The organism is Dechloromonas sp. H13 (assembly GCF_009469615.1).
GTDB lineage: Bacteria > Pseudomonadota > Gammaproteobacteria > Burkholderiales > Rhodocyclaceae > Azonexus.
This window is the reverse complement of the sequence record NZ_SSXX01000001.1, coordinates 85,496-102,755: the sequence shown is the minus strand read 5'-3', so window position 1 is coordinate 102,755 and position 17,260 is coordinate 85,496. Positions and strand designations below refer to the sequence as shown.

The following is a 17,260-nucleotide window of genomic DNA, read 5'->3' as shown; positions in this document are numbered from 1 at the left end:
GTTTCCTTCAGGGCTGGAAGCGGTAGCCGACCCCGGTTTCGGTCAGAAAGTGTTTGGGCTGGGTCGGGTCGTCCTCGAGCTTCTGGCGCAGGTGGCCGACATAGACGCGCAGGTAGTGGCTGCTCTCGACGTAGGACGGACCCCAGATTTCGCGCAGCAGGTTGCGCTGGGTCAGCACCTTGCCGGGGTGGCCGAGCAGGGTGGCCAGCAGGCGGTATTCGATGGGCGTCAGGTGCACCGCCTCGCCGGCCCGGGAAACCCGCCTCTGGGAGAGGTCGACCGTGACCGTTCCGAACTCGACGACCGGCGTCACCGCCTCGCCGCTGCGGCTGCGCCGGCGCAGCAGGGCGCGCACGCGGGCGCGCAGTTCGCCGACGCTGAAGGGCTTGGTCAGGTAGTCGTCGGCACCGGCGTCGAGGGCATCGATCTTGTCGTTTTCCTGCGAACGCGCCGAGAGAATGAGGACTGGGACGTCAGACCAGCCGCGCAGGTCGCGGATCAGGTCGATGCCGTTGCCGTCCGGCAGGCCGAGATCGAGGATCAGCAGGTCCGGCTTGCGCGACCCCGCCTCGATCAGGCCGCGGGCGACGGTTTCCGCCTCGATCACCTGACAACCTTCCTCCTCGACGGCGACCCGGACGAAACGGCGTATCGGCTTTTCATCCTCGATCAGCAGGACCTTGGGGGCGGGCGCGTTCATGCCTTTTCCTCCTCCAGCACCGGCGGCACGCCGCGCGGCAGGGTGAAGCGGACACTGGCGCCGCCGGCCGGGCGGTTTTCGGCGCCGATGGTGCCGCCGTGCGCTTCGACGATGGCGCGGCAGATCGCCAGCCCGAGCCCGCTGCCCGGCTTGCCGGCGGCGCCGGTGCCACGTGCGAACATGTCGAACAGCGCATCCAGGTTGCCGGCCGGGAAACCCGGGCCGTGATCGCCGACCCGGATTTCGACGCTGTCGCTGCCCAGGGCGGCGGTGATTTCGATGTCCGTGCCGGCCGGCGCGTACTTGGCGGCGTTTTCCAGCAGGTTGCAGAACACGCGTTCGAGCAGCACCGCGTCGAACTCGAGGAGCGGCAGGTCGGCGGGCAGGGCGACACGGACCGGATGGCCGGCGAGCGCGTTGCCGAGCAGCTTGATGCTGGCGCCGATGACTTCCTCGAGCGGCTGCCACTCGCGGCCCAGGGTGACGTTGCCGGCGTTCAGCCGGGCCATGTCGAGCAGGTTGCCGACCAGGCCGGCCAGGCGGGCCGCCTGCTCGTGCATGGCCTGCGCCGTTTCCAGGGCGGGCGGCGGCAGGGTCGGGCGGATCAGGAACAGCGAGTCGGCGAGGCCGACCAACGCCGTAAGCGGCGTGCGCAGGTCGTGCGAGAGGGCGGAAAGGATGGAGCTGCGCAGCCGTTCGGAAACCATGTCGACCTGCGCGGCCTGCGCCACATCGACGTAATGCAGGCGTTCGACGGCAATGGCGACCAGTGACGCCAGGGCTTCGAGCAGGGCGAGGTCTTCCGGCGACAGGTCGGGCGAAGCGGGTGCGCAGGCAACCGCCAGCACGCCGCGCACCCGCATCGAGGCGCGCAGCGGCAGGTAGAGCGAGGCGTAGCCGCTGCCGGCGATCTCGTTGTCGCGGACCGGCTGCCCGCTGTCGAGCGCCACCCGGGCGAGGTGCGGCTCGCAGCGGAAGCCGTCGGCGGGCGCCGCCTGAGTCAGGGCGCCGACGGTATCGGGCAGCAGCACGGTTGCCTCGGCTGCGAGTTGCATGCGGATGTATTGGCGGGCGATGTCGATCACCTGCTCGACGGCGATCGTGCCGGCCAGCTGGCGGGCCACATCGTAGAGCGCCCGGGTGTTCCGCTCGCGGGCCTGCGCCTCGTGCGCCTTCTGCTTGAGGCCGGCGGCCAGCTGGCCGACGACGAGGGCGGTCGCCAGCATGACGGCGAAGGTCACCAGGTACTGGATGTTGCTGACCGCCAGCGAGAAGCGCGGCGGCACGAAGAAGATGTCGAACAGGAGAACGCTCAGCACCGCCGCCAGGATGGCGGCGCCGCGCCCGAGGCTGACGGCGATGAGCAGTACCGTGAGCAGGAAGAGCATCACGATATTGGCGAGGTCGAGATGACCGAGCAGCGGCGTCGCCAGCAGCGTCGTCGCGGTACAGGCCAGCACCGTGAGCAGGCCGCGCTGCCAGGGGGCGAAACGTTCCGCCTTGTGCATGGCCAGTTTGCCTTCGCTTTGCATGGATTGCGTCCGCTGGTTCAGTGCTTCCAGACTAGGTTACCGGTCGTAAAAATGCTGCAGATTCTGGCAAGGCCGCCGTAAAAATGTTGTAAAGATTGAAACTGGAAACCGCACGGCCTGTTCCGGGGCCGGAAATGAAAAATGCCCGCCGGTGAGGGCGGGCATTTCAGGGGGCGGGGCAGGTCGCTTAGTTGACCTTGGCGCCTTCGCGCAGTTTCTTGACCAGGGCCTCGACCTGCTGCTGGCTGGCGCGCTGCTGCAGTTGCGGCTTGACCTGCTCGTAGGGCGGCGGGGTCAGCGGGCGGGTGTCGTCGAGCTGGATGACGTGGTAGCCGAAATCGGTCTTGACCGGCGTCTTGGTGTATTCGCCCTTCTTCAGCTTGGTCATCGCCTCGGAGAACGGCTTGACGTAGGCGTTGGGGGCGCTCCAGCCGAGTTCGCCGCCGTTGTCCTTGGAACCGGGATCCTTGGACTGCTTGGCGAGGTCGGCGAACTTGTCGCCCTTTTCGAGCTTGGCGATGATGCCCTTGGCTTCGTCCTCGCTCGCCACCAGGATGTGCCTGACCTTGTATTCGGTGGTGCCGAGGCTGGCCTTGATCGCTTCGTAGTCCTTCTTCAGCTTGTCTTCGCTGACCGGGTTAGCGCGCACGTAGTCGGAAAGATAGGCGCGGATCAGCACGGCCTGCTTGGCGAGTTCCATCTGGCCCTGGATTTCCGGCTTCTTGTCGAGGCCCTTCTTCTTGGCTTCCTGGGTCAGCAGTTCACGACGGACCAGTTCTTCCTTGACGGCGTTCTGCAGTTCCGGGGAATCCGGCGCACCCTGCGCCTTCTGCTCGGCGACGAAGGCGTTGTAGGTGTTTTGCGAGATGGCCTGGCCGTTGACCGTGGCCACGGTGCCGGCGGCGCTGCCCTTGTCGGCGGCGAGGGCCGGGGCGGAAACGATGGCGCTGGCGACCAGCAGAGCGGCCAGACGGGAGAGCTTGATCATTAGGTTTTCCTTACTCGGGGGGTAAAAACGTGAAGATTATACTTCGTCGGGTGAAAATGCACGGATGCTGAGGGCATGGATGCGTCCGCGCATCAGGTCGCCGACCGCTGCGTGGATGAGACGGTGGCGCTTGACCGTATTCTGACCGGCGAAGGCGGCGGCGACTATGGTGATTTTGTAATGGCCGCCTTCCTTGGCGCCGGCGTGGCCGGCATGCAGGTGCGATTCGTCCTCGATGGCGAGCGATTGCGGCGCCAGCGCCGCCAGGCGTTCGCGCAGCAGGGCGGCGGTTTCGGCGCTCACGCCGGCAGGACCTTTTTGAACGGCTTGATGGTCACTTTTTCGTAGACGCCGGCGGCGACGTAGGGGTCGGCATCGGCCCAGGCCCGGGCGGCGGCCAGCGAGGCGAACTCGGCGACGATGACGCTGCCCGAGAAGCCAGCCGGGCCGGGGTCGGGCGAGTCGATCGCCGGGCAGGGGCCGGCCAGAATCAGGCGGCCGTCGGCCTGCAGCGCCTGCAGGCGCTCGACGTGGGCGGGGCGGGCGAGCATGCGCTGATCGAGCGTGCCGGGACGATCTTCACCGATGATGACGTAAAGCATTTACTGTTTGTCCTCGACATATTTCGACAACATGAGGCCCTGCCCGAGCACGAACAGGAGCAGCAAGCCCATGCCGCCGAAGAGTTTGAAATTGACCCAGGTATCGGTCGGGAAGTTGAAGGCGACGATCAGGTTGAGCGCGCCCATGAACAGGAAGAAGGCGATCCACGAGAGGTTGACCTTGCCCCACACCGGCTCGGGCAGCGTCAGCTGCTCGCCGAGCATCGCCTTGATCGGGTTCTTTTTGAGCACCAGCGCGGCGAAGGCCATGCTGCCGGCAAACACCCAGTAGAGGATGGTCGGCTTCCACTTGATGAAGGTCTCGTCCTGGAAGACGAGGGTCATGCCGCCGAAGACGACGACCAGCACCAGGCTGACCCACAGCATCCTGTCCACCTTGCCGTGGCGGAAACGGACCCAGGCGATCTGGGCGATGGTGGCGAGGATGACGACGATCGTCGCCAGCAGGATGGGCGCCTGCTTGGCGTCGACCGCGGCGCTGCCGAGCAGCGTGCCGACCAGATGGGCGGCGGATTCCGGATTGTTGCCGGAAACCTTGAAGGTGACGAAAAACAGGATGACGGGGAAAAGGTCGAAGAGCAGTTTCATGGCGGCGAATTATATACCCGCGCCCTCGGGCAGCCGGAGATGGGCGGCCGCGTCGGCCGGCCGAGCGCCCGGCAGGTGCGGCACGCAGCCGAGCAACGGCACGCCGAGGCGCTGTTCGAGCGCGGCGATGTTTTCCGCCCGGCGCGGCATCGCGGGGTCGATGCAGTTGGCGACCCAGCCGGCGAGTTTGAGACCGCGCGCGGCGATCGCCTCGGCGGTGAGCAGCGCGTGGTTGATGCAGCCGAGGCGCAGGCCGACGACGAGGATCACCGGCAGGCCGAGGGCGACCGCAAGGTCGGCGCTGTCGCAGTCGACGCCGAGCGGGACGCGAAATCCGCCGACGCCCTCGACGATGACCAGGTCGGCCTGTTGCCGGGCCTGCTCGCAGGCGGCCAGGATCGGCGCGAAGTCGATGACGACGCCTTCCTCGGCAGCGGCGATGTGCGGCGCGATGGCGGCGGCGAGGCACCAGGGATTGACGATCGCGCGCGGCAGGACGACGTTGCTGGCGGCGCGGATGCTCTCGACATCCTCGTTGCGGCCGGCGGCGTCGGTCCCGGCGGCCACCGGCTTGATCCCGGCGGCCCGGAGGCCGCGCTGCGCGGCATGGTGGAGCAGGGCGCAGGTGACGAAGGTCTTGCCGATTTCGGTGTCGGTGCCGGTCAGGAAATAGGCTTGGCTCATTTGCGGGCGTAGAGGTAGGTGACGTCGTAGGTGAGCGGCAGGCCGGCCGGCGTGCGCAGCGTTTCGCAGGCGGCCTCGGCGCGGGCGAAGGTGGCGCGGCTCATCAGGCTGGTGCGGCGGCCGCTGCCCAGCTGGTTGGCGCCGATCGCCTTGACCGCCCGGAGCAGCGTCCGGAAGTCCGGGTAGTGGGCGATTTCCAAGCCATTTTGCACGTCGACCGCAGCCAGGCCAGCGGCGGCCGCCAGTTGGCGAACTTCGGCCGGGCTGTGGAAGGCGAGCGTGTGATGGTACTCGTCGACACCGGCGAAGGCGGTGCGCAGTTCGTGGAAGGTCGCCGGGCCGAGGCTGGCGAGCGCGAGCCGGCCGCCGGGCCGCAGCACGCGCCGCGCTTCGGCCAGCGCCCGCGCCAGGTCGCACCATTGCACGGCGAGGCTGGACCAGTAGAGGTCGATGCTGGCGGCGGCCAGCGGCAGGTCTTCGAGGTCGCCGGCGAGGCGGTGGCAGGGCGTGGCGACGCGCTGCAGCATGGCCGACGAGAGATCGAGCGCAATGGCCTCGGCGGCGGGAAAGCGCGCCTGCAGCAGGGGCTGGGCGAAACCCGTGCCGCAGCCGGCATCGAGCAGGCGGGCGACCGCCGGCAGATCCGGCAGCCGTTCGGCGAGGCGGGCGCACACGTGGCGCTGGACGGTGGCGGCGCTGTCATAGGTCGGCGCGGCGCGCTCGAACGACTGGCGGACGCGCGCCTTGGAGGGTCTAGTCATTCAGGAAGCGGCGCACCCGGGCGAGGAAATCGTCCGGACGCGAGATGAACGGGGCGTGCGCGCATTCGGCGAAGGCGGCGAGCTGCGCGCCGGGGATCAGCGCGGCGAGCGCCTCGGCGGCGGGTAGCGGCATCAGCGGGTCGGCGGCGCCGTGGACGAGCAGGGTCGGCGCGGCGACCTGTGGCGCGGCGGGGCGCAGGTCGACATCGCGCAGCCAGTCCAGGCCGGTGGCCAGCGTGGCGGCCGGCGGAAGTGGGTCGGCGAGGTCGAGCAACTGGCGCGTCACCTCCTTGCTGCGCGCATCGCCGCGGTTGAAGCCGCCGACAAAGCGCGGCAGCATGGCCTCGACGTCGGCGGCAATGCCGGCGGCGAATTCGGCCAGCATGTCCGGCGGCATGGCGTGCGGCCAGCCGTCGCGCTGGACGAAGGAGGCGGTGCCGGCGACCAGCACCAGCCGGCCGACCTTGTGCGGGGCGCGGGCGGCGACGGCGAGCGCCAGCTGGGCACCGAGCGACCAGCCGCAGAGCGTGGTGCCGGGTTTCAGGCGGGCGGCGATGTCGTCGGCGGCGGCGTCGAAATCGCCGATCAGCGGCGCATCGCCGTAGCCGGGCAGGTCGAAAATCCGCCCGTGCAGCGCGTCGACCGCAGCATTCAGCGGGCCGCGGCCGAGGCACCAGCCGGGGAGGAAAACGAGGGGAGCGGTCATGACAGTTCCTTGAGAGCGCCGATCAGACGGGCGATATCGGCTTCAGTATGGGCAGCGGAAACGGAGATGCGCAGGCGGGCCGTGCCCTTGGGGACGGTCGGCGGGCGGATCGCCGGCACCCACAGGCCGCGCTCCCAGAGCGCCGTCGCCAGGGCCAGCGCCGCCTCGTTGTCGCCGACGACCATCGGCTGGATGGCGGTCGGCGAGGGCAGCAGCCGCCACGGCAGGCCGCCCAGGCCGTCGCGCAACTGGGCGATGCGGGCGAACAGGTTGGCGCGCAGGGCGTCGCCGTGTTCGATGAGGTCCAGGCTCTTGCTCAGGGCGCAGGCGATGGCCGGCGGCGCGGCGGTGGTGAAGATGTAGCTGCGCCCCTTCTGCAGCAGGTATTCGATGGCCGTTGCCGAGCCGGCGACGAAGGCGCCGCCGACCCCGGCCGCCTTGCCGAGTGTGCCCATCAGCATGATGCGCGGCGCCGCCGGCAGGTTGAAGTGGGCGAGGCTGCCCTGGCCATGCGCGCCGAGCACGCCGAAACCGTGGGCGTCGTCGACCACCAGCCAGGCGTCGTAACGCTCGGCCAGGGCGAAGAGGGCGGGCAGCGGGGCAAGGTCGCCGTCCATGCTGAACACGGCGTCGGTGACGATCAGCTTGTTCCTGGCGCCGCTGGCGGCGAGCTGGCGTTCGAGCGCCGCGACGTCGTTGTGCGGGTAGCGCTGGACATCGGCGCCGTTGGCCTTGGCCAGCTGCATGGCGTCGATCAGCGAGGCGTGGTTCAGCTTGTCGGCGAACACGGCGTCGCCGCGCCCGGCTAGGGTCGGCGTCACCGCGAGGTTGGCGAGGTAGCCGGTGGAGAAGGTCAGGGCGCGCGGGAAGCCGGTGAAGGCGGCGATCCCCCGCTCCAGCGCCTCGTGCGGGGCCAGGTGGCCGCTGACCAGGTGCGAGGCACCGCTGCCGGCGCCCCATTGGCGGGCGCCTTCCGCCAGCGCCCGGGCGATTTCCGGGTTGCCGGCCAGGCCGAGGTAATCGTTGCTGGCGAAATTGAGCATTTCCCGGCCGTCGACCGCAGCGATCGGCCCGCAGGGCGATTCCAGCACGCGCCGGCGGCGGGTGAGGCCGGCGGCGGCGAGGTCGGCGAGTTCAGTGGTCAGGTGGGTTTCGATCACGTTGAATATCCAAGCGACCAAACTACGATTCCATCGGCGCCTGATGTTTCAAAATATCCGGCGTTGTGATCGGGACTCATGAATAGCACGTAGCGATGCTTTGCTTTGGCTTTTGAAACCTTCTCAATGTCGTTGGCCAGCTTTCTGTTGTTTCGAGGGGCAACGGATGCAAATACCTCTGCGGCTATTCCGCCTTCCTCCGATGACTCGATATCCGAACCTGGACTAGTGCCAAGGTTAAGAGTCAGTTGCTTCAGGTTCTGGTGTTGTGAGAATAGAAAGGCAGCTCCTTCGAATGATGCGAGATACGTAAATGTTTGGTTTAGTTGCTCAATCAAGTTGAGTTGCCGGGAAGCCAATGGATTACAGCCGATGGCTTGAAACTTTAACTGCGACAAAAATTCAAGCGAGTCTGTACCGCAAGCGAGCCCGGAAATCTTCGTCCGCGTTTGATCAGCTGATTTGCGCAGACGCTGTTTGTAATCTTCAATTTCAGACTTGGTAACTGATATCTGTTTAGTCATGGCTCAAACTCAAGCCAACCGAAAGCGCTTCCGCCCCGGCAGACGGTAAGTTTCGAAATCGGCGCGATCCAGAGTCCAGACGTCAATGCAGCCTGTCCTTATGGCGGTGACGACCAGCGACGCATCGGCGAGATCCATCGGGCGGTCGGCGTAGCGGCTGATCCAGTCGATGGCACTGACCAGTTCTTCGCGCCCGAGCGTTGCCACTTCCATTCCGCCGCGTTCGATCCACTGATAGAGGGCGAGCGTGGCGTTGATCGAGCAGGCCAGGTGTGAAAATTCCGTGAGCACCGCCCAGGTGGTGAGCAGACGGCCGTGATAGCTTCGGAGAAACGTGCTGCATTCCTGATGGTATTTGTCCCGTTTGTTGGCGAGCGCGACGAGCGGCCCGGTATCGACGAGCAGAAGATTCATTCGCCGGCAGACCTGCCATGCTTGCGGGCGATTGCTTCCCTGGCGCGCGTTCCGGCCTGACTGGCGGTATCTTCGTCCAGTTCGAGCGAGCCGAGAAAGCCGGATTCGCAGGCGAGTTCGTAGGGGCTCTTTTCCGTTTGTTCGCCAGAGAAGCGCTGTTCCAGCAATTCGATGATGACTTCCGACTTGCTGCGGCGATGCTCGACACAGTAGCGCGCAAGCGTCTGCTCGAGGCGAGGCGGAAGGCGAACGGTGGTGGTCATGGCAGGCTCCGGGAAGGATGTGTATTAACGGTAATACAAATCCGTGCTTGCCGCAAGAATCGCTGATCGGATCACTTTGCTCAAGTCAGCGCTTCAGCCAGCGCGCCGATTGCCGACCGTGCCAGCAGTTCGATTTCCTCGTCACTGACCACATATGGCGGCATCAGATAAACGGTATTCCCGATCGGCCGGATCAGCGCTTCGCGGTCCAGCGCGGCGCGGTAGAAGCGGCGGGAAAAGTGGGGATCGTCGGTGGCGACGTCAAAGGCAGCGATCATGCCCCGCTGGCGCAGGTGCCTTACTTGCGGGTGGTTGGCGAGCGGGGCGAGGGCGGCAGCGATTTTGGCTGCTTTCCGGTGGTTGACCGCAATGATGTCGTCCTCTTCGAAGATGTCGAGTGTCGCCAGCGCAGCGCGGCAGGCGAGCGGGTTGCCGGTGTAGCTGTGCGAGTGCAGGAAGGCGCGGGCGACCGAGTCGTCGAAAAAGGCCTCGTAGATCGTGTCGCTGCACAGAACGATGGAGAGCGGCAGGTAGCCGCCGGAGATGCCTTTCGACAGGCACATCAGGTCGGGGCGGATTCCAGCCTGCTCGTGGGCGAAGAAGGTTCCGGTGCGGCCGCAGCCGACGGCGATTTCGTCGCAGATCAGGTGCACTTCGTGGCGGTCGCACAGGGCGCGGGCGAGGCGCAGGTATTCCGGGTCGTACATCGCCATGCCGGCGGCGCCCTGGACCAGCGGTTCGACGATCAGGGCGGCGATGTTTGCGGCGTATTGTTCGAGGTGCTTTTCCAGCGCGCCGGCAGCACGGCGGGCGACATCGGCCGGCGTTTCGCCATCTTCAGCCAGGCGGAAATCGGGCGACGGAACGACGGTGGCCGCGCGCACCAGCGGCGCGTAGGCGTCCTTGAAGATGGCGACGTCGGTGACGGCCAGCGCACCGACCGTCTCGCCGTGGTAACTGCCGGCCAGGCAGAGGAATTCCGCCTTCTCCGGACGGCCGACGTTGCGCCAGTAATGGAAGCTCATCTTCAGCGCGATCTCGGTCGCCGAGGCGCCGTCCGAGGCGTAGAAGGCGTGGCCGAGGGCGCCGCCGGTCAGCGCCGACAGGCGCTCGGACAGCTCGACTACCGGCTGGTGCGTGAAACCGGCGAGCATGACGTGCTCCAGCGTTTCCAGCTGTTCGCGCAGCGCCGCGTTGATGCGCGGATTGGCGTGGCCGAAGAGGTTGGTCCACCAGGAACTGATGCCGTCGAGGTAGCGCTTGCCGTCGAAGTCGTAGAGCCAGGCGCCGCTGCCGCGGGCGATCGGCACCAGCGGCAGGTGGGCGGGGCTGCCGGCGTCGGCGTGGTGCCGCATCTGCGTGCATGGGTGCCAGACGGCGGCTTGGCTGCGCGCCAGCCAGTCCTGGTTGGCCGACTTCGTGTTCACGTCAATGCAGCGCCTGTGAGTTGGCGGCGGCCTGTTCCGGCATTTCGGCGTGCACCAGTTCGGCCTCGGCGTTGGGGTAGAGCGGGGCGCCGCAGTCGTCGCAGAATTCCATCGGGAAATGATGGTCGAGGAAGAGCACGTCCTTGACGCCGGTTTCGCGCAGCACGGCTTCGATTTCGCTGGCGGCATCGGTCGCTTCGTCCTCGGCGCCGAGCAGCGGCCAGACGATGCCGTGGTAGGTCTCGTCCTTGTCCTTGGGGCCGAGGCCGACGCGGTATTCCTCCATGCGGCGATCGTAACAGGGGCCGACGACGGCGCGGACGTCGGCCGGCATCAGGCCGAGCATGGTCTGCAGGAAGGCGACCGAGGCCTTCAGCGAATACGGGCGCGACAGGCGGTCGGCGTTGCGGCAGGCGGCGTGGTAGGCGTCGGGCAGCAGCGGCTGCCAGGCGCAGCCGGTGAGCAGCGGTTCGAGGTTGGGGCCGCCCTGCCGGATCCATTCCTGCAACGCGCCGTCCTTGCTGCCGTCCTTCTCGTTCCAGCGGAACAGCGCCTTGCCGCGCGGCAGGGCGATGCAGCCGACGAGGTAGCGCACGTCTGAGAGGAAGCGGTTGGTTTCGGCCATGCCGGTAGTGTCGACCGCGAGCGCCTGCCCGGCCAGCGCGGCCTGGCCGAGCGCCTGGGTCAGTTGCCAGGTGTCGCAGAAGCTACGCGGCAGCTGGTCGGGGCTGAACAGGAAATCGGCCAGCGCGACGCGGGTGTCGGCGCCGAAGACGTGGGCGCCGAGGTGCACGGCCAGCGCGTCGACGGCGCTTTTCGGCAGCGGCGCGGCGGGGATCGAAAAGCGCGACCAGGCGAGGATGGGCGCGGCGAAGAGCTGGATGTCGAATTCCTGGCCGAGGGCTTCGAGGCGGCCGGTTTCGGCGCGCGCCTCGACCATGTCGGCGAGTTCGTCGTGGGCGCGCGGGTTGGCCTCGAACAGGCGGTCGAGCGCGGTGTTGATGTCGTCCTCGGCGCCGTTCTTGAGCAGGCTGTCGACGGTTTCGGCGAGCTGGCTTTCCCAGTAGCTGTCTTCCAGCTTGCCGCCGGATTCGGAAAGACCGCCGGCCAGGCGCTGGAGTTCTGCTGCGTCACGGGAAAGGCGGTCGCGCGCGCCGAAGCGGGTTCGTTTCATGGGTGTTCCAGAAAATTCAAAGAAAGAATTTTACCAGCCGGTAAAATCCGGCGTATCGCAATGCACAAAATTCACCCCAGGCTGCGCCCATGCTGATCTTCCTTTCCCCTGCCAAGTCGCTCGATTTCAAGACGCCGCCACATGTCGCGACGCATACCCAGCCGGCCTTCCTGAAGCAGTCGGAAACCCTGATCAGGCAGTTGCGCAAGCTGGCGCCGGCCGACATCGCCGAACTGATGAACCTCTCCGACCCGCTGGCGCTGCTCAACTTCAACCGCTATGCCGACTGGCAGCTGCCATTCACGCGGGAGAACGCCAAGCAGGCCGTGCTCGCCTTCGACGGCGATGTCTACGACGGCCTAGCCGCCAGAACGCTAAGCGCCGACGACCTCGATTTCGCCCAGCAACACGTGCGCATCCTCTCCGGCCTCTACGGCATCCTGAAGCCGCTCGACCTGATGCAGCCCTATCGCCTGGAAATGGGGACGAAATTCGCCAACAAGGCCGGCAAGGATCTCTACGAATTCTGGGGCGAGCGCCTGCTCAAGGCGATCAACACCGAACTGGCCGACGCGCCGCGGCCGGTTGCGGTCAACCTCGCTTCCGAGGAATATTTCAAAGCCGCCGTCGGCCGCAAGATCAAGGGCGAACTGATCAAGCCGGTATTCGAGGACTGGAAGAATGGGCAATACAAGATCATCAGCTTCTACGCCAAGCGGGCGCGAGGGCTGATGACGCGCTTTGCCGTGGTCAACCGGTTGCGCGAACCGGAAGGGCTGAAGGATTTCGACTACGACGGCTATGCCTTCGCGCCGGCGGTGTCGGACGATACGACCTGGGTGTTCCGGCGGCGTCAGTGAAATGACCTACAGCGCCGTCGTTGGCACCCGCCGCTACAACTTTGCCGACCTCAAGGCAGTGCTGGCGAAAGCCAGCCCGGCGCGTTCCGGCGACAGCCTGGCCGGCATTGCGGCCGACACGGCGGTCGAGCGCATGGCAGCGCGTCTGGTTCTGGCCGATCTGCCGTTGCGCCGCTTTCTCGATGAAGCGCTGATTCCTTACGAAACCGACGAGGTCACGCGCCTGATCGTCGACCAGCACGATGCCGCGGCCTTCGCGCCGCTGGCTGCGCAGACGGTGGGCGAGTTCCGCGAATGGCTGCTTGCCGAGAGCACGGGCGAAGCGCAACTGGCGGTAATCGCTCCCGGCATCACGCCGGAAATGGTGGCGGCGGTGAGCAAGCTGATGCGCAACCAGGACCTGATTTCCGTCGCCCGCAAATGCCGGGTCGTCACCGCCTTCCGCAACACGATCGGCCTGTCGGGACGGCTGGCGGTGCGCCTGCAGCCCAACCACCCGACCGACGACGCCCGCGGCATTGCCGCCTCCCTGCTCGACGGCCTGATGTACGGCGTCGGCGATGCGGTCATCGGCATTAACCCGGCCTCCGACAGCATGGCCGCGCTGACGACGCTGTGGCGGATGCTGGACGACCTGATCGGGCGATTCGCCATTCCTACCCAGTCCTGCGTCCTGACCCACGTCAGCAACCAGATTCGGGCCATCGAAATGGGCGTGCCGGTCGACCTGGTCTTCCAGTCGGTGGCCGGGACGGAGGCCGCCAACGGCGGTTTCGGCATCAATCTGGCAATGCTGCTGGAAGCCCGCGAGGCGGCGCTGTCCTTGAAGCGCGGCACGGTCGGCGACCACGTGATGTATTTCGAGACCGGCCAGGGCAGCGCGCTGTCGGCCGATGCCCACCACGGCGTCGACCAGCAGACCTGCGAGGCGCGGGCCTACGCCGTGGCCCGCCATTTCAGGCCGCTGCTGGTCAATACCGTGGTCGGCTTCATCGGCCCTGAATATCTCTACGACGGCAAGCAGATCATCCGCGCCGGGCTGGAGGACCACTTCTGCGGCAAGCTGCTCGGGCTGCCGATGGGCTGCGACATCTGCTATACCAACCACGCCGAGGCCGACCAGGACGACATGGACAACCTGCTGGTCCTGCTCGGCACCGCCGGCGTCAATTTCATCATGGGCGTGCCGGGCGCCGACGACATCATGCTCAACTACCAGAGCACATCCTTCCACGACCAGCTTTTCGTGCGCCAGGCGCTGGGGCTCAAGCGGGCGCCCGAATTCGAAGTCTGGCTGCAGACCATGGGCGTGACCGATGACGCCGGGCGTCTGCTGCCGGCCCACCCGGATCATCGCCTGTTGCGCGATCTTTCACGGGGTCTCGCATGAAGTCGGCGATCAGGCCCGATCCCTGGCGGCCGCTCGGCGCCTGGACTGCCGCGCGCATCGCGCTCGGGCGTGCGGGTTCCGCTCTGCCGACCCGCTCCGTTCTTGATTTCGACATTGCCCATGCACTCGCCCGCGATGCCGTGCAGCAGCCGCTCGATGCCGGCGGCTTGATGGCGGCTTGCCGCGAACAGCTCGCCCGGGATGTCGTCGTCGTTCATAGCCGGGCCGGCGACCGTTCGACCTACCTGCAACGCCCGGATCTCGGACGCCGGTTGGACGCTGCCGGTGTGGCCGCGCTGGGCGAGCGGCCCGGCTCCTGCGACCTGGCCATCGTCATCGCCGACGGGCTTTCGGCTACCGCCGTGCAGGCGCATGTCCTGCCGCTTCTGGAGGCGCTGCTGCCGCTACTCGATGGCCTGCAGGTGGCGCCGCTGGTCATTGCCGAACAGGGGCGGGTGGCGCTGGGTGACGAGATCGGCGCGCTGATGGGGGCGAGCCTGGTGTTGGCCCTGCTCGGCGAACGCCCCGGCCTGTCTTCCCCCGACAGCCTCGGGGCCTATCTGACCTTCGCCCCGCAGTTGGGGCGACTCGATGCCGAGCGCAACTGTGTTTCCAATATCCGCGACGGCGGACTCCCCCCCGAAATCGCCGCCCGCAAGTTGGCCTGGCTCGTCCGTGCGGCGCTGGCTTGCCGGTTGACCGGCGTCGGCCTCAAGGACGACAGCGAGGCGCCACCGGTGGCGGCGGTCGTCGGTTAGCGAATGAAACCCGCTGTCCGGGTTGGCTGGCGCGCCAGCATGAAGCCGGGGTCGAAGGTGCTGAAATCCGATTTCGGCAGTTCGGCGAGCGCCCTGTCGTTGGTGCCGAGATGCTCCTGCAGCATTCGCCACTGGTCGCGGAAGGTCTTGCTCGGGCCGATTCTCGCCAGGAGGTAGTTCGAGCCGGCCTTGGTTTCGACGACGTGAAATCCATTCACGGTATGGGCGCCGACGATGAGGCTGGTGCGGATGTGGCTGCCGTCCCGGGCCGACTTGTGTCCGTAGATGGTGCCCGTCGCCACGATACCGATCGTCGTATTGAAAAGAACGCCGTGAATCTGCAAGGCCGGCGATGCGTCGGAAATGTGCCTGGCCTGTGCGAGGAAGTATTCGATGGACTGTTTCATGGCCGGATGCTCGACGGTTGTTTCTGACGCTCCGATTGTCATTCAAGTCGGCCCGGGCAGACCGTTACGGATTTCACGGATTGCAACGAATTGCTCGGGCCAGGGGCCGCGTCCGGGGCCGCCCAGCGGATTTTCAGGGCCGCTGTCTCAGGGCGCTATCAGGGCCGCTGCCTGCGCGGGCTTGAGGATCTGAAATTCCAGCTTCGTTCGGCCGCGCAACTTGAGCAGCGCCTTGTCCTTGCTGACCAGCACGTCGGCGCTGCAGCGCGCGGCGAGTTCGAGGAACTTCTGGTCGTCGCGGTCCTTGCAGCGCGGCAGCGGCGGGGTTTCGCCCGTCGCGACGAGGCGGACCAGGCTGCTGTAGCGCGCGTAGCGCTCGGCGATCATGTTGGGCGTCAACTTGAGCTGGGGGTAGGTCAGTACGCGCTGCAGTTCGTCCAGCGTGCGTTCGTCGGCGAAACAGGTGATCCGGCCGCCTTCCAGCGCCGCCATGATCGGCACCGCATCGACGTTGCCCCAATGGAAGAGGTCGAGGACGACATTGGTGTCGAGGACAAGGCGTAGCATGTCCGGCTAGGCTGCCTGCTTGAGTTCCGCAGCCGCCTCTTCGCGCACGCGCCTGGCTTCGTCGAGCAGGTAGCGTTGGTAGTCTTCGAGGTCGCCGTCGAAGGGGCCGACGCCGCCCTTGGAGACCAGCCAGAATTCGTCGCAGACCGAGCGCAGCAGGGCACGGTCGTGGCTGACCAGCATCACCGTGCCTTCGAATTCGTTGAGCGCCACGGCCAGCGCCTCGCGGGTGGCGAGGTCGAGGTGGTTGGTCGGTTCGTCCATCAGCAGCAGGTTGGGGCGTTGCCAGACCAGCATGCACAGCACCAGGCGCGCCTTTTCGCCGCCGCTCATGGTTCCGACGGCCTGCTTGACCATGTCGCCACCGAAATTGAAGGTGCCGAGGAAATTGCGCAATTCCTGTTCGCGCCCCGGCACATTGGTCCGACCGGCGGCGATGGCTTCCTTGGCGAGGCGGATCATGTGTTCCAGCGGCGTGTCCTGCGGCCGCAGCACGTCGAGTTCCTGCTGTGCGAAGTAGCCGATGTTGAGGCCCTTGCCGACGGTGACTTCGCCGGCAATCGCCTTGAGATCGCTGGCGATGGTCTTGACCAGCGTGGACTTGCCCTGGCCGTTGGCACCGAGGATGCCGATGCGCTGGCCGGCCATCACCGAGCGGTTGATGCCGCGGACGATGACGGTCGGGGGCGTACCTTCCGGCGCATCCTCCGGCGGTGGATAGCCGATGGTGGTATCGACCATCGACAGCATCGGGTTCGGCAGATTCTGCGGTTCCTGGAATTCGAAGGTGAATTCGGCCTCGGCCAGCACCGGCGCGATTTTCTCCATGCGGTCGAGCGCCTTGACCCGGCTCTGCGCCTGCTTGGCCTTGCTCGCCTTGGCCTTGAAGCGGTTGATGAAGGATTGCAGGTGGGCGATTTTCTCGGCTTGGCGGGCGGCGGTGGCCTGCTGCAAGACGATCTGCTCGGCGCGCATGTCCTCGAACTTGCTGTAATTGCCGCCGTAGCGCACCAGCTTGGCGTTGTCGATGTGCAGCGTGACGCCGGTGATGGCATCAAGAAATTCGCGGTCGTGGCTGATCATCACCAGCGTGCCCTGGTAACGCTTCAACCAGGCTTCCAGCCAGACCAAGGCGTCCAAGTCGAGGTGGTTGGTCGGTTCGTCGAGCAGCAGGATGTCGGACGGGCACATCAGGGCGCGGGCCAATTGCAGGCGCATGCGCCAGCCGCCGGAGAAGCTGTTGACCGGGTTGTGCAGCTCGCTGACCTTGAAGCCGAGACCGAGAATCAGCGACTGGGCGCGCGCCTCGGCGTCGTGTTCCCCGGCATCGTTGAGCGCCATGTAGGCCTCGGCCATGCGCATGCCGTCGTCGCTGGCTTCGGCGTCATGGACTTCGTTGCGGGCGGCGAGCAGCTTGGTGTCGCCGTCGATGACGAAGTCGGTTGCCGACTGCTCGGTTTCCGGCATGTCCTGCGCCACCTGGCCCATGTGCCAGTTCTTCGGGATCGAATAATCGCCGCCATCCTCGTGCAGCGTGCCGTTGAGCAGCGCGAACAGCGTCGATTTGCCGGCGCCGTTGCGCCCGACCAGGCCGACCTTCTCGCCGGGATTGATGGTGACCGAGGCCTTGTCGAGCAGCACTTTCGAGCTGCGACGCAGGGTGACGTTCTTGAGGATGATCATGGGCGGAGCTTTCGGGGAAGACGCGCATGATAGCCAGCTACAGGTCGCGCA

21 protein-coding genes are annotated in these 17,260 nt (G+C 66.6%); 3 read left to right on the top strand and 18 right to left on the bottom strand.

Annotated elements, in window-relative coordinates; translation table 11 throughout:
• Positions 1-7 precede the first annotated feature (7 nt).
• The 15 genes from kdpE to GH660_RS00425 all read right to left on the bottom strand — a co-directional run bounded on the left by kdpE (position 8) and on the right by GH660_RS00425 (position 11,544).
• Positions 8-700 carry a two-component system response regulator KdpE gene (gene kdpE, locus GH660_RS00495; protein ID WP_153144623.1) on the bottom strand — a complete coding sequence of 231 codons (693 nt, stop codon included), beginning with the start codon at positions 698-700 and terminating at the stop codon, positions 8-10.
• Entirely contained in the window at positions 697-2,232 is a 1,536-nt protein-coding gene (locus GH660_RS00490) for a DUF4118 domain-containing protein (RefSeq protein WP_153144622.1), read from the bottom strand. Before GH660_RS00490 ends, kdpE begins: the two co-directional genes overlap by 4 nt.
• Positions 2,233-2,419: 187 nt before the next feature.
• Positions 2,420-3,220, bottom strand: coding sequence for a peptidylprolyl isomerase (locus GH660_RS00485; protein WP_153144621.1), 801 nt, complete (start codon positions 3,218-3,220; stop codon positions 2,420-2,422).
• A gap of 36 nt (positions 3,221-3,256) precedes the next feature.
• Positions 3,257-3,523: a BolA family transcriptional regulator gene (locus GH660_RS00480; RefSeq protein ID WP_153144620.1), complete on the bottom strand. Its 267-nt coding sequence runs from the start codon at positions 3,521-3,523 to the stop codon at positions 3,257-3,259.
• The gene (locus GH660_RS00475; protein ID WP_153144619.1) at positions 3,520-3,822 is read right to left on the bottom strand and encodes a YciI family protein; all 303 of its coding nucleotides are present in this window, start codon (positions 3,820-3,822) and stop codon (positions 3,520-3,522) included. Before GH660_RS00475 ends, GH660_RS00480 begins: the two co-directional genes overlap by 4 nt.
• Positions 3,823-4,431: a septation protein A gene (locus tag GH660_RS00470; protein WP_153144618.1), complete on the bottom strand. Its 609-nt coding sequence runs from the start codon at positions 4,429-4,431 to the stop codon at positions 3,823-3,825.
• Positions 4,432-4,440: 9 nt separating this feature from the next.
• Positions 4,441-5,115 (bottom strand): dethiobiotin synthase, encoded by a 675-nt coding sequence (gene bioD, locus GH660_RS00465; protein WP_153144617.1) that lies wholly within the window; start codon positions 5,113-5,115, stop codon positions 4,441-4,443.
• Positions 5,112-5,876 carry a malonyl-ACP O-methyltransferase BioC gene (gene bioC, locus GH660_RS00460; RefSeq protein WP_153144616.1) on the bottom strand — a complete coding sequence of 255 codons (765 nt, stop codon included), beginning with the start codon at positions 5,874-5,876 and terminating at the stop codon, positions 5,112-5,114. The genes bioD and bioC overlap by 4 nt, the downstream gene beginning before the upstream one ends.
• Positions 5,869-6,582, bottom strand: coding sequence for an alpha/beta fold hydrolase (locus GH660_RS00455; RefSeq protein ID WP_153144615.1), 714 nt, complete (start codon positions 6,580-6,582; stop codon positions 5,869-5,871). The genes bioC and GH660_RS00455 overlap by 8 nt, the downstream gene beginning before the upstream one ends.
• On the bottom strand, positions 6,579-7,742 hold the full coding sequence (bioF, locus tag GH660_RS00450; RefSeq protein ID WP_153144614.1) for an 8-amino-7-oxononanoate synthase: 1,164 nt from the start codon (positions 7,740-7,742) through the stop codon (positions 6,579-6,581). Before bioF ends, GH660_RS00455 begins: the two co-directional genes overlap by 4 nt.
• Entirely contained in the window at positions 7,739-8,266 is a 528-nt protein-coding gene (locus GH660_RS00445) for a hypothetical protein (RefSeq protein WP_153144613.1), read from the bottom strand. The genes bioF and GH660_RS00445 overlap by 4 nt, the downstream gene beginning before the upstream one ends.
• Positions 8,267-8,275: 9 nt before the next feature.
• Positions 8,276-8,680: a type II toxin-antitoxin system VapC family toxin gene (locus tag GH660_RS00440; RefSeq protein ID WP_228276298.1), complete on the bottom strand. Its 405-nt coding sequence runs from the start codon at positions 8,678-8,680 to the stop codon at positions 8,276-8,278.
• Entirely contained in the window at positions 8,677-8,943 is a 267-nt protein-coding gene (locus tag GH660_RS00435) for a CopG family transcriptional regulator (protein WP_153144612.1), read from the bottom strand. Before GH660_RS00435 ends, GH660_RS00440 begins: the two co-directional genes overlap by 4 nt.
• Positions 8,944-9,023: 80 nt before the next feature.
• Positions 9,024-10,370, bottom strand: coding sequence for an adenosylmethionine--8-amino-7-oxononanoate transaminase (gene bioA, locus GH660_RS00430; RefSeq protein WP_153144611.1), 1,347 nt, complete (start codon positions 10,368-10,370; stop codon positions 9,024-9,026).
• A gap of 1 nt (position 10,371) precedes the next feature.
• Entirely contained in the window at positions 10,372-11,544 is a 1,173-nt protein-coding gene (locus GH660_RS00425) for a DUF2863 family protein (RefSeq protein WP_153144610.1), read from the bottom strand.
• A gap of 89 nt (positions 11,545-11,633) precedes the next feature.
• On the opposite strand from GH660_RS00425, the gene yaaA reads away from it, so the two are divergent.
• From yaaA to eutC, 3 genes are read left to right on the top strand one after another with little or no spacing between them, the layout of a single operon-like run.
• Entirely contained in the window at positions 11,634-12,404 is a 771-nt protein-coding gene (gene yaaA / locus GH660_RS00420) for a peroxide stress protein YaaA (RefSeq protein ID WP_153144609.1), read from the top strand.
• A gap of 1 nt (position 12,405) precedes the next feature.
• On the top strand, positions 12,406-13,794 hold the full coding sequence (locus GH660_RS00415; RefSeq protein ID WP_153144608.1) for an ethanolamine ammonia-lyase subunit EutB: 1,389 nt from the start codon (positions 12,406-12,408) through the stop codon (positions 13,792-13,794).
• Positions 13,791-14,552: an ethanolamine ammonia-lyase subunit EutC gene (gene eutC, locus GH660_RS00410; protein WP_153144607.1), complete on the top strand. Its 762-nt coding sequence runs from the start codon at positions 13,791-13,793 to the stop codon at positions 14,550-14,552. The genes GH660_RS00415 and eutC overlap by 4 nt, the downstream gene beginning before the upstream one ends.
• On the opposite strand, the gene GH660_RS00405 is transcribed toward eutC, so the two are convergent.
• The 3 genes from GH660_RS00405 to GH660_RS00395 form a co-directional block, all read right to left on the bottom strand.
• Entirely contained in the window at positions 14,549-14,959 is a 411-nt protein-coding gene (locus GH660_RS00405) for a hypothetical protein (RefSeq protein ID WP_153144606.1), read from the bottom strand. The two genes, eutC and GH660_RS00405, sit on opposite strands and share 4 nt — an antisense overlap.
• A gap of 147 nt (positions 14,960-15,106) precedes the next feature.
• Positions 15,107-15,526: a putative toxin-antitoxin system toxin component, PIN family gene (locus tag GH660_RS00400; protein WP_153144605.1), complete on the bottom strand. Its 420-nt coding sequence runs from the start codon at positions 15,524-15,526 to the stop codon at positions 15,107-15,109.
• Positions 15,527-15,532: 6 nt separating this feature from the next.
• Positions 15,533-17,209 (bottom strand): ABC-F family ATP-binding cassette domain-containing protein, encoded by a 1,677-nt coding sequence (locus GH660_RS00395; protein WP_153144604.1) that lies wholly within the window; start codon positions 17,207-17,209, stop codon positions 15,533-15,535.
• Positions 17,210-17,260 lie beyond the last annotated feature (51 nt).

Coding starts and splice junctions, on each gene's coding strand:
- kdpE (WP_153144623.1), bottom strand. CDS start 700: ATGAACGCGCCCGCCCCCAAGGTCCTGCTGATCGAGGATGAAAAGCCG.
- GH660_RS00490 (WP_153144622.1), bottom strand. CDS start 2,232: ATGCAAAGCGAAGGCAAACTGGCCATGCACAAGGCGGAACGTTTCGCC.
- GH660_RS00485 (WP_153144621.1), bottom strand. CDS start 3,220: ATGATCAAGCTCTCCCGTCTGGCCGCTCTGCTGGTCGCCAGCGCCATC.
- GH660_RS00475 (WP_153144619.1), bottom strand. CDS start 3,822: ATGCTTTACGTCATCATCGGTGAAGATCGTCCCGGCACGCTCGATCAG.
- GH660_RS00470 (WP_153144618.1), bottom strand. CDS start 4,431: ATGAAACTGCTCTTCGACCTTTTCCCCGTCATCCTGTTTTTCGTCACC.
- bioD (WP_153144617.1), bottom strand. CDS start 5,115: ATGAGCCAAGCCTATTTCCTGACCGGCACCGACACCGAAATCGGCAAG.
- bioC (WP_153144616.1), bottom strand. CDS start 5,876: ATGACTAGACCCTCCAAGGCGCGCGTCCGCCAGTCGTTCGAGCGCGCC.
- GH660_RS00455 (WP_153144615.1), bottom strand. CDS start 6,582: ATGACCGCTCCCCTCGTTTTCCTCCCCGGCTGGTGCCTCGGCCGCGGC.
- GH660_RS00445 (WP_153144613.1), bottom strand. CDS start 8,266: ATGACTAAACAGATATCAGTTACCAAGTCTGAAATTGAAGATTACAAA.
- GH660_RS00440 (WP_228276298.1), bottom strand. CDS start 8,680: ATGAATCTTCTGCTCGTCGATACCGGGCCGCTCGTCGCGCTCGCCAAC.
- GH660_RS00435 (WP_153144612.1), bottom strand. CDS start 8,943: ATGACCACCACCGTTCGCCTTCCGCCTCGCCTCGAGCAGACGCTTGCG.
- GH660_RS00425 (WP_153144610.1), bottom strand. CDS start 11,544: ATGAAACGAACCCGCTTCGGCGCGCGCGACCGCCTTTCCCGTGACGCA.
- yaaA (WP_153144609.1), top strand. CDS start 11,634: ATGCTGATCTTCCTTTCCCCTGCCAAGTCGCTCGATTTCAAGACGCCG.
- GH660_RS00415 (WP_153144608.1), top strand. CDS start 12,406: ATGACCTACAGCGCCGTCGTTGGCACCCGCCGCTACAACTTTGCCGAC.
- eutC (WP_153144607.1), top strand. CDS start 13,791: ATGAAGTCGGCGATCAGGCCCGATCCCTGGCGGCCGCTCGGCGCCTGG.
- GH660_RS00405 (WP_153144606.1), bottom strand. CDS start 14,959: ATGAAACAGTCCATCGAATACTTCCTCGCACAGGCCAGGCACATTTCC.
- GH660_RS00400 (WP_153144605.1), bottom strand. CDS start 15,526: ATGCTACGCCTTGTCCTCGACACCAATGTCGTCCTCGACCTCTTCCAT.
- GH660_RS00395 (WP_153144604.1), bottom strand. CDS start 17,209: ATGATCATCCTCAAGAACGTCACCCTGCGTCGCAGCTCGAAAGTGCTG.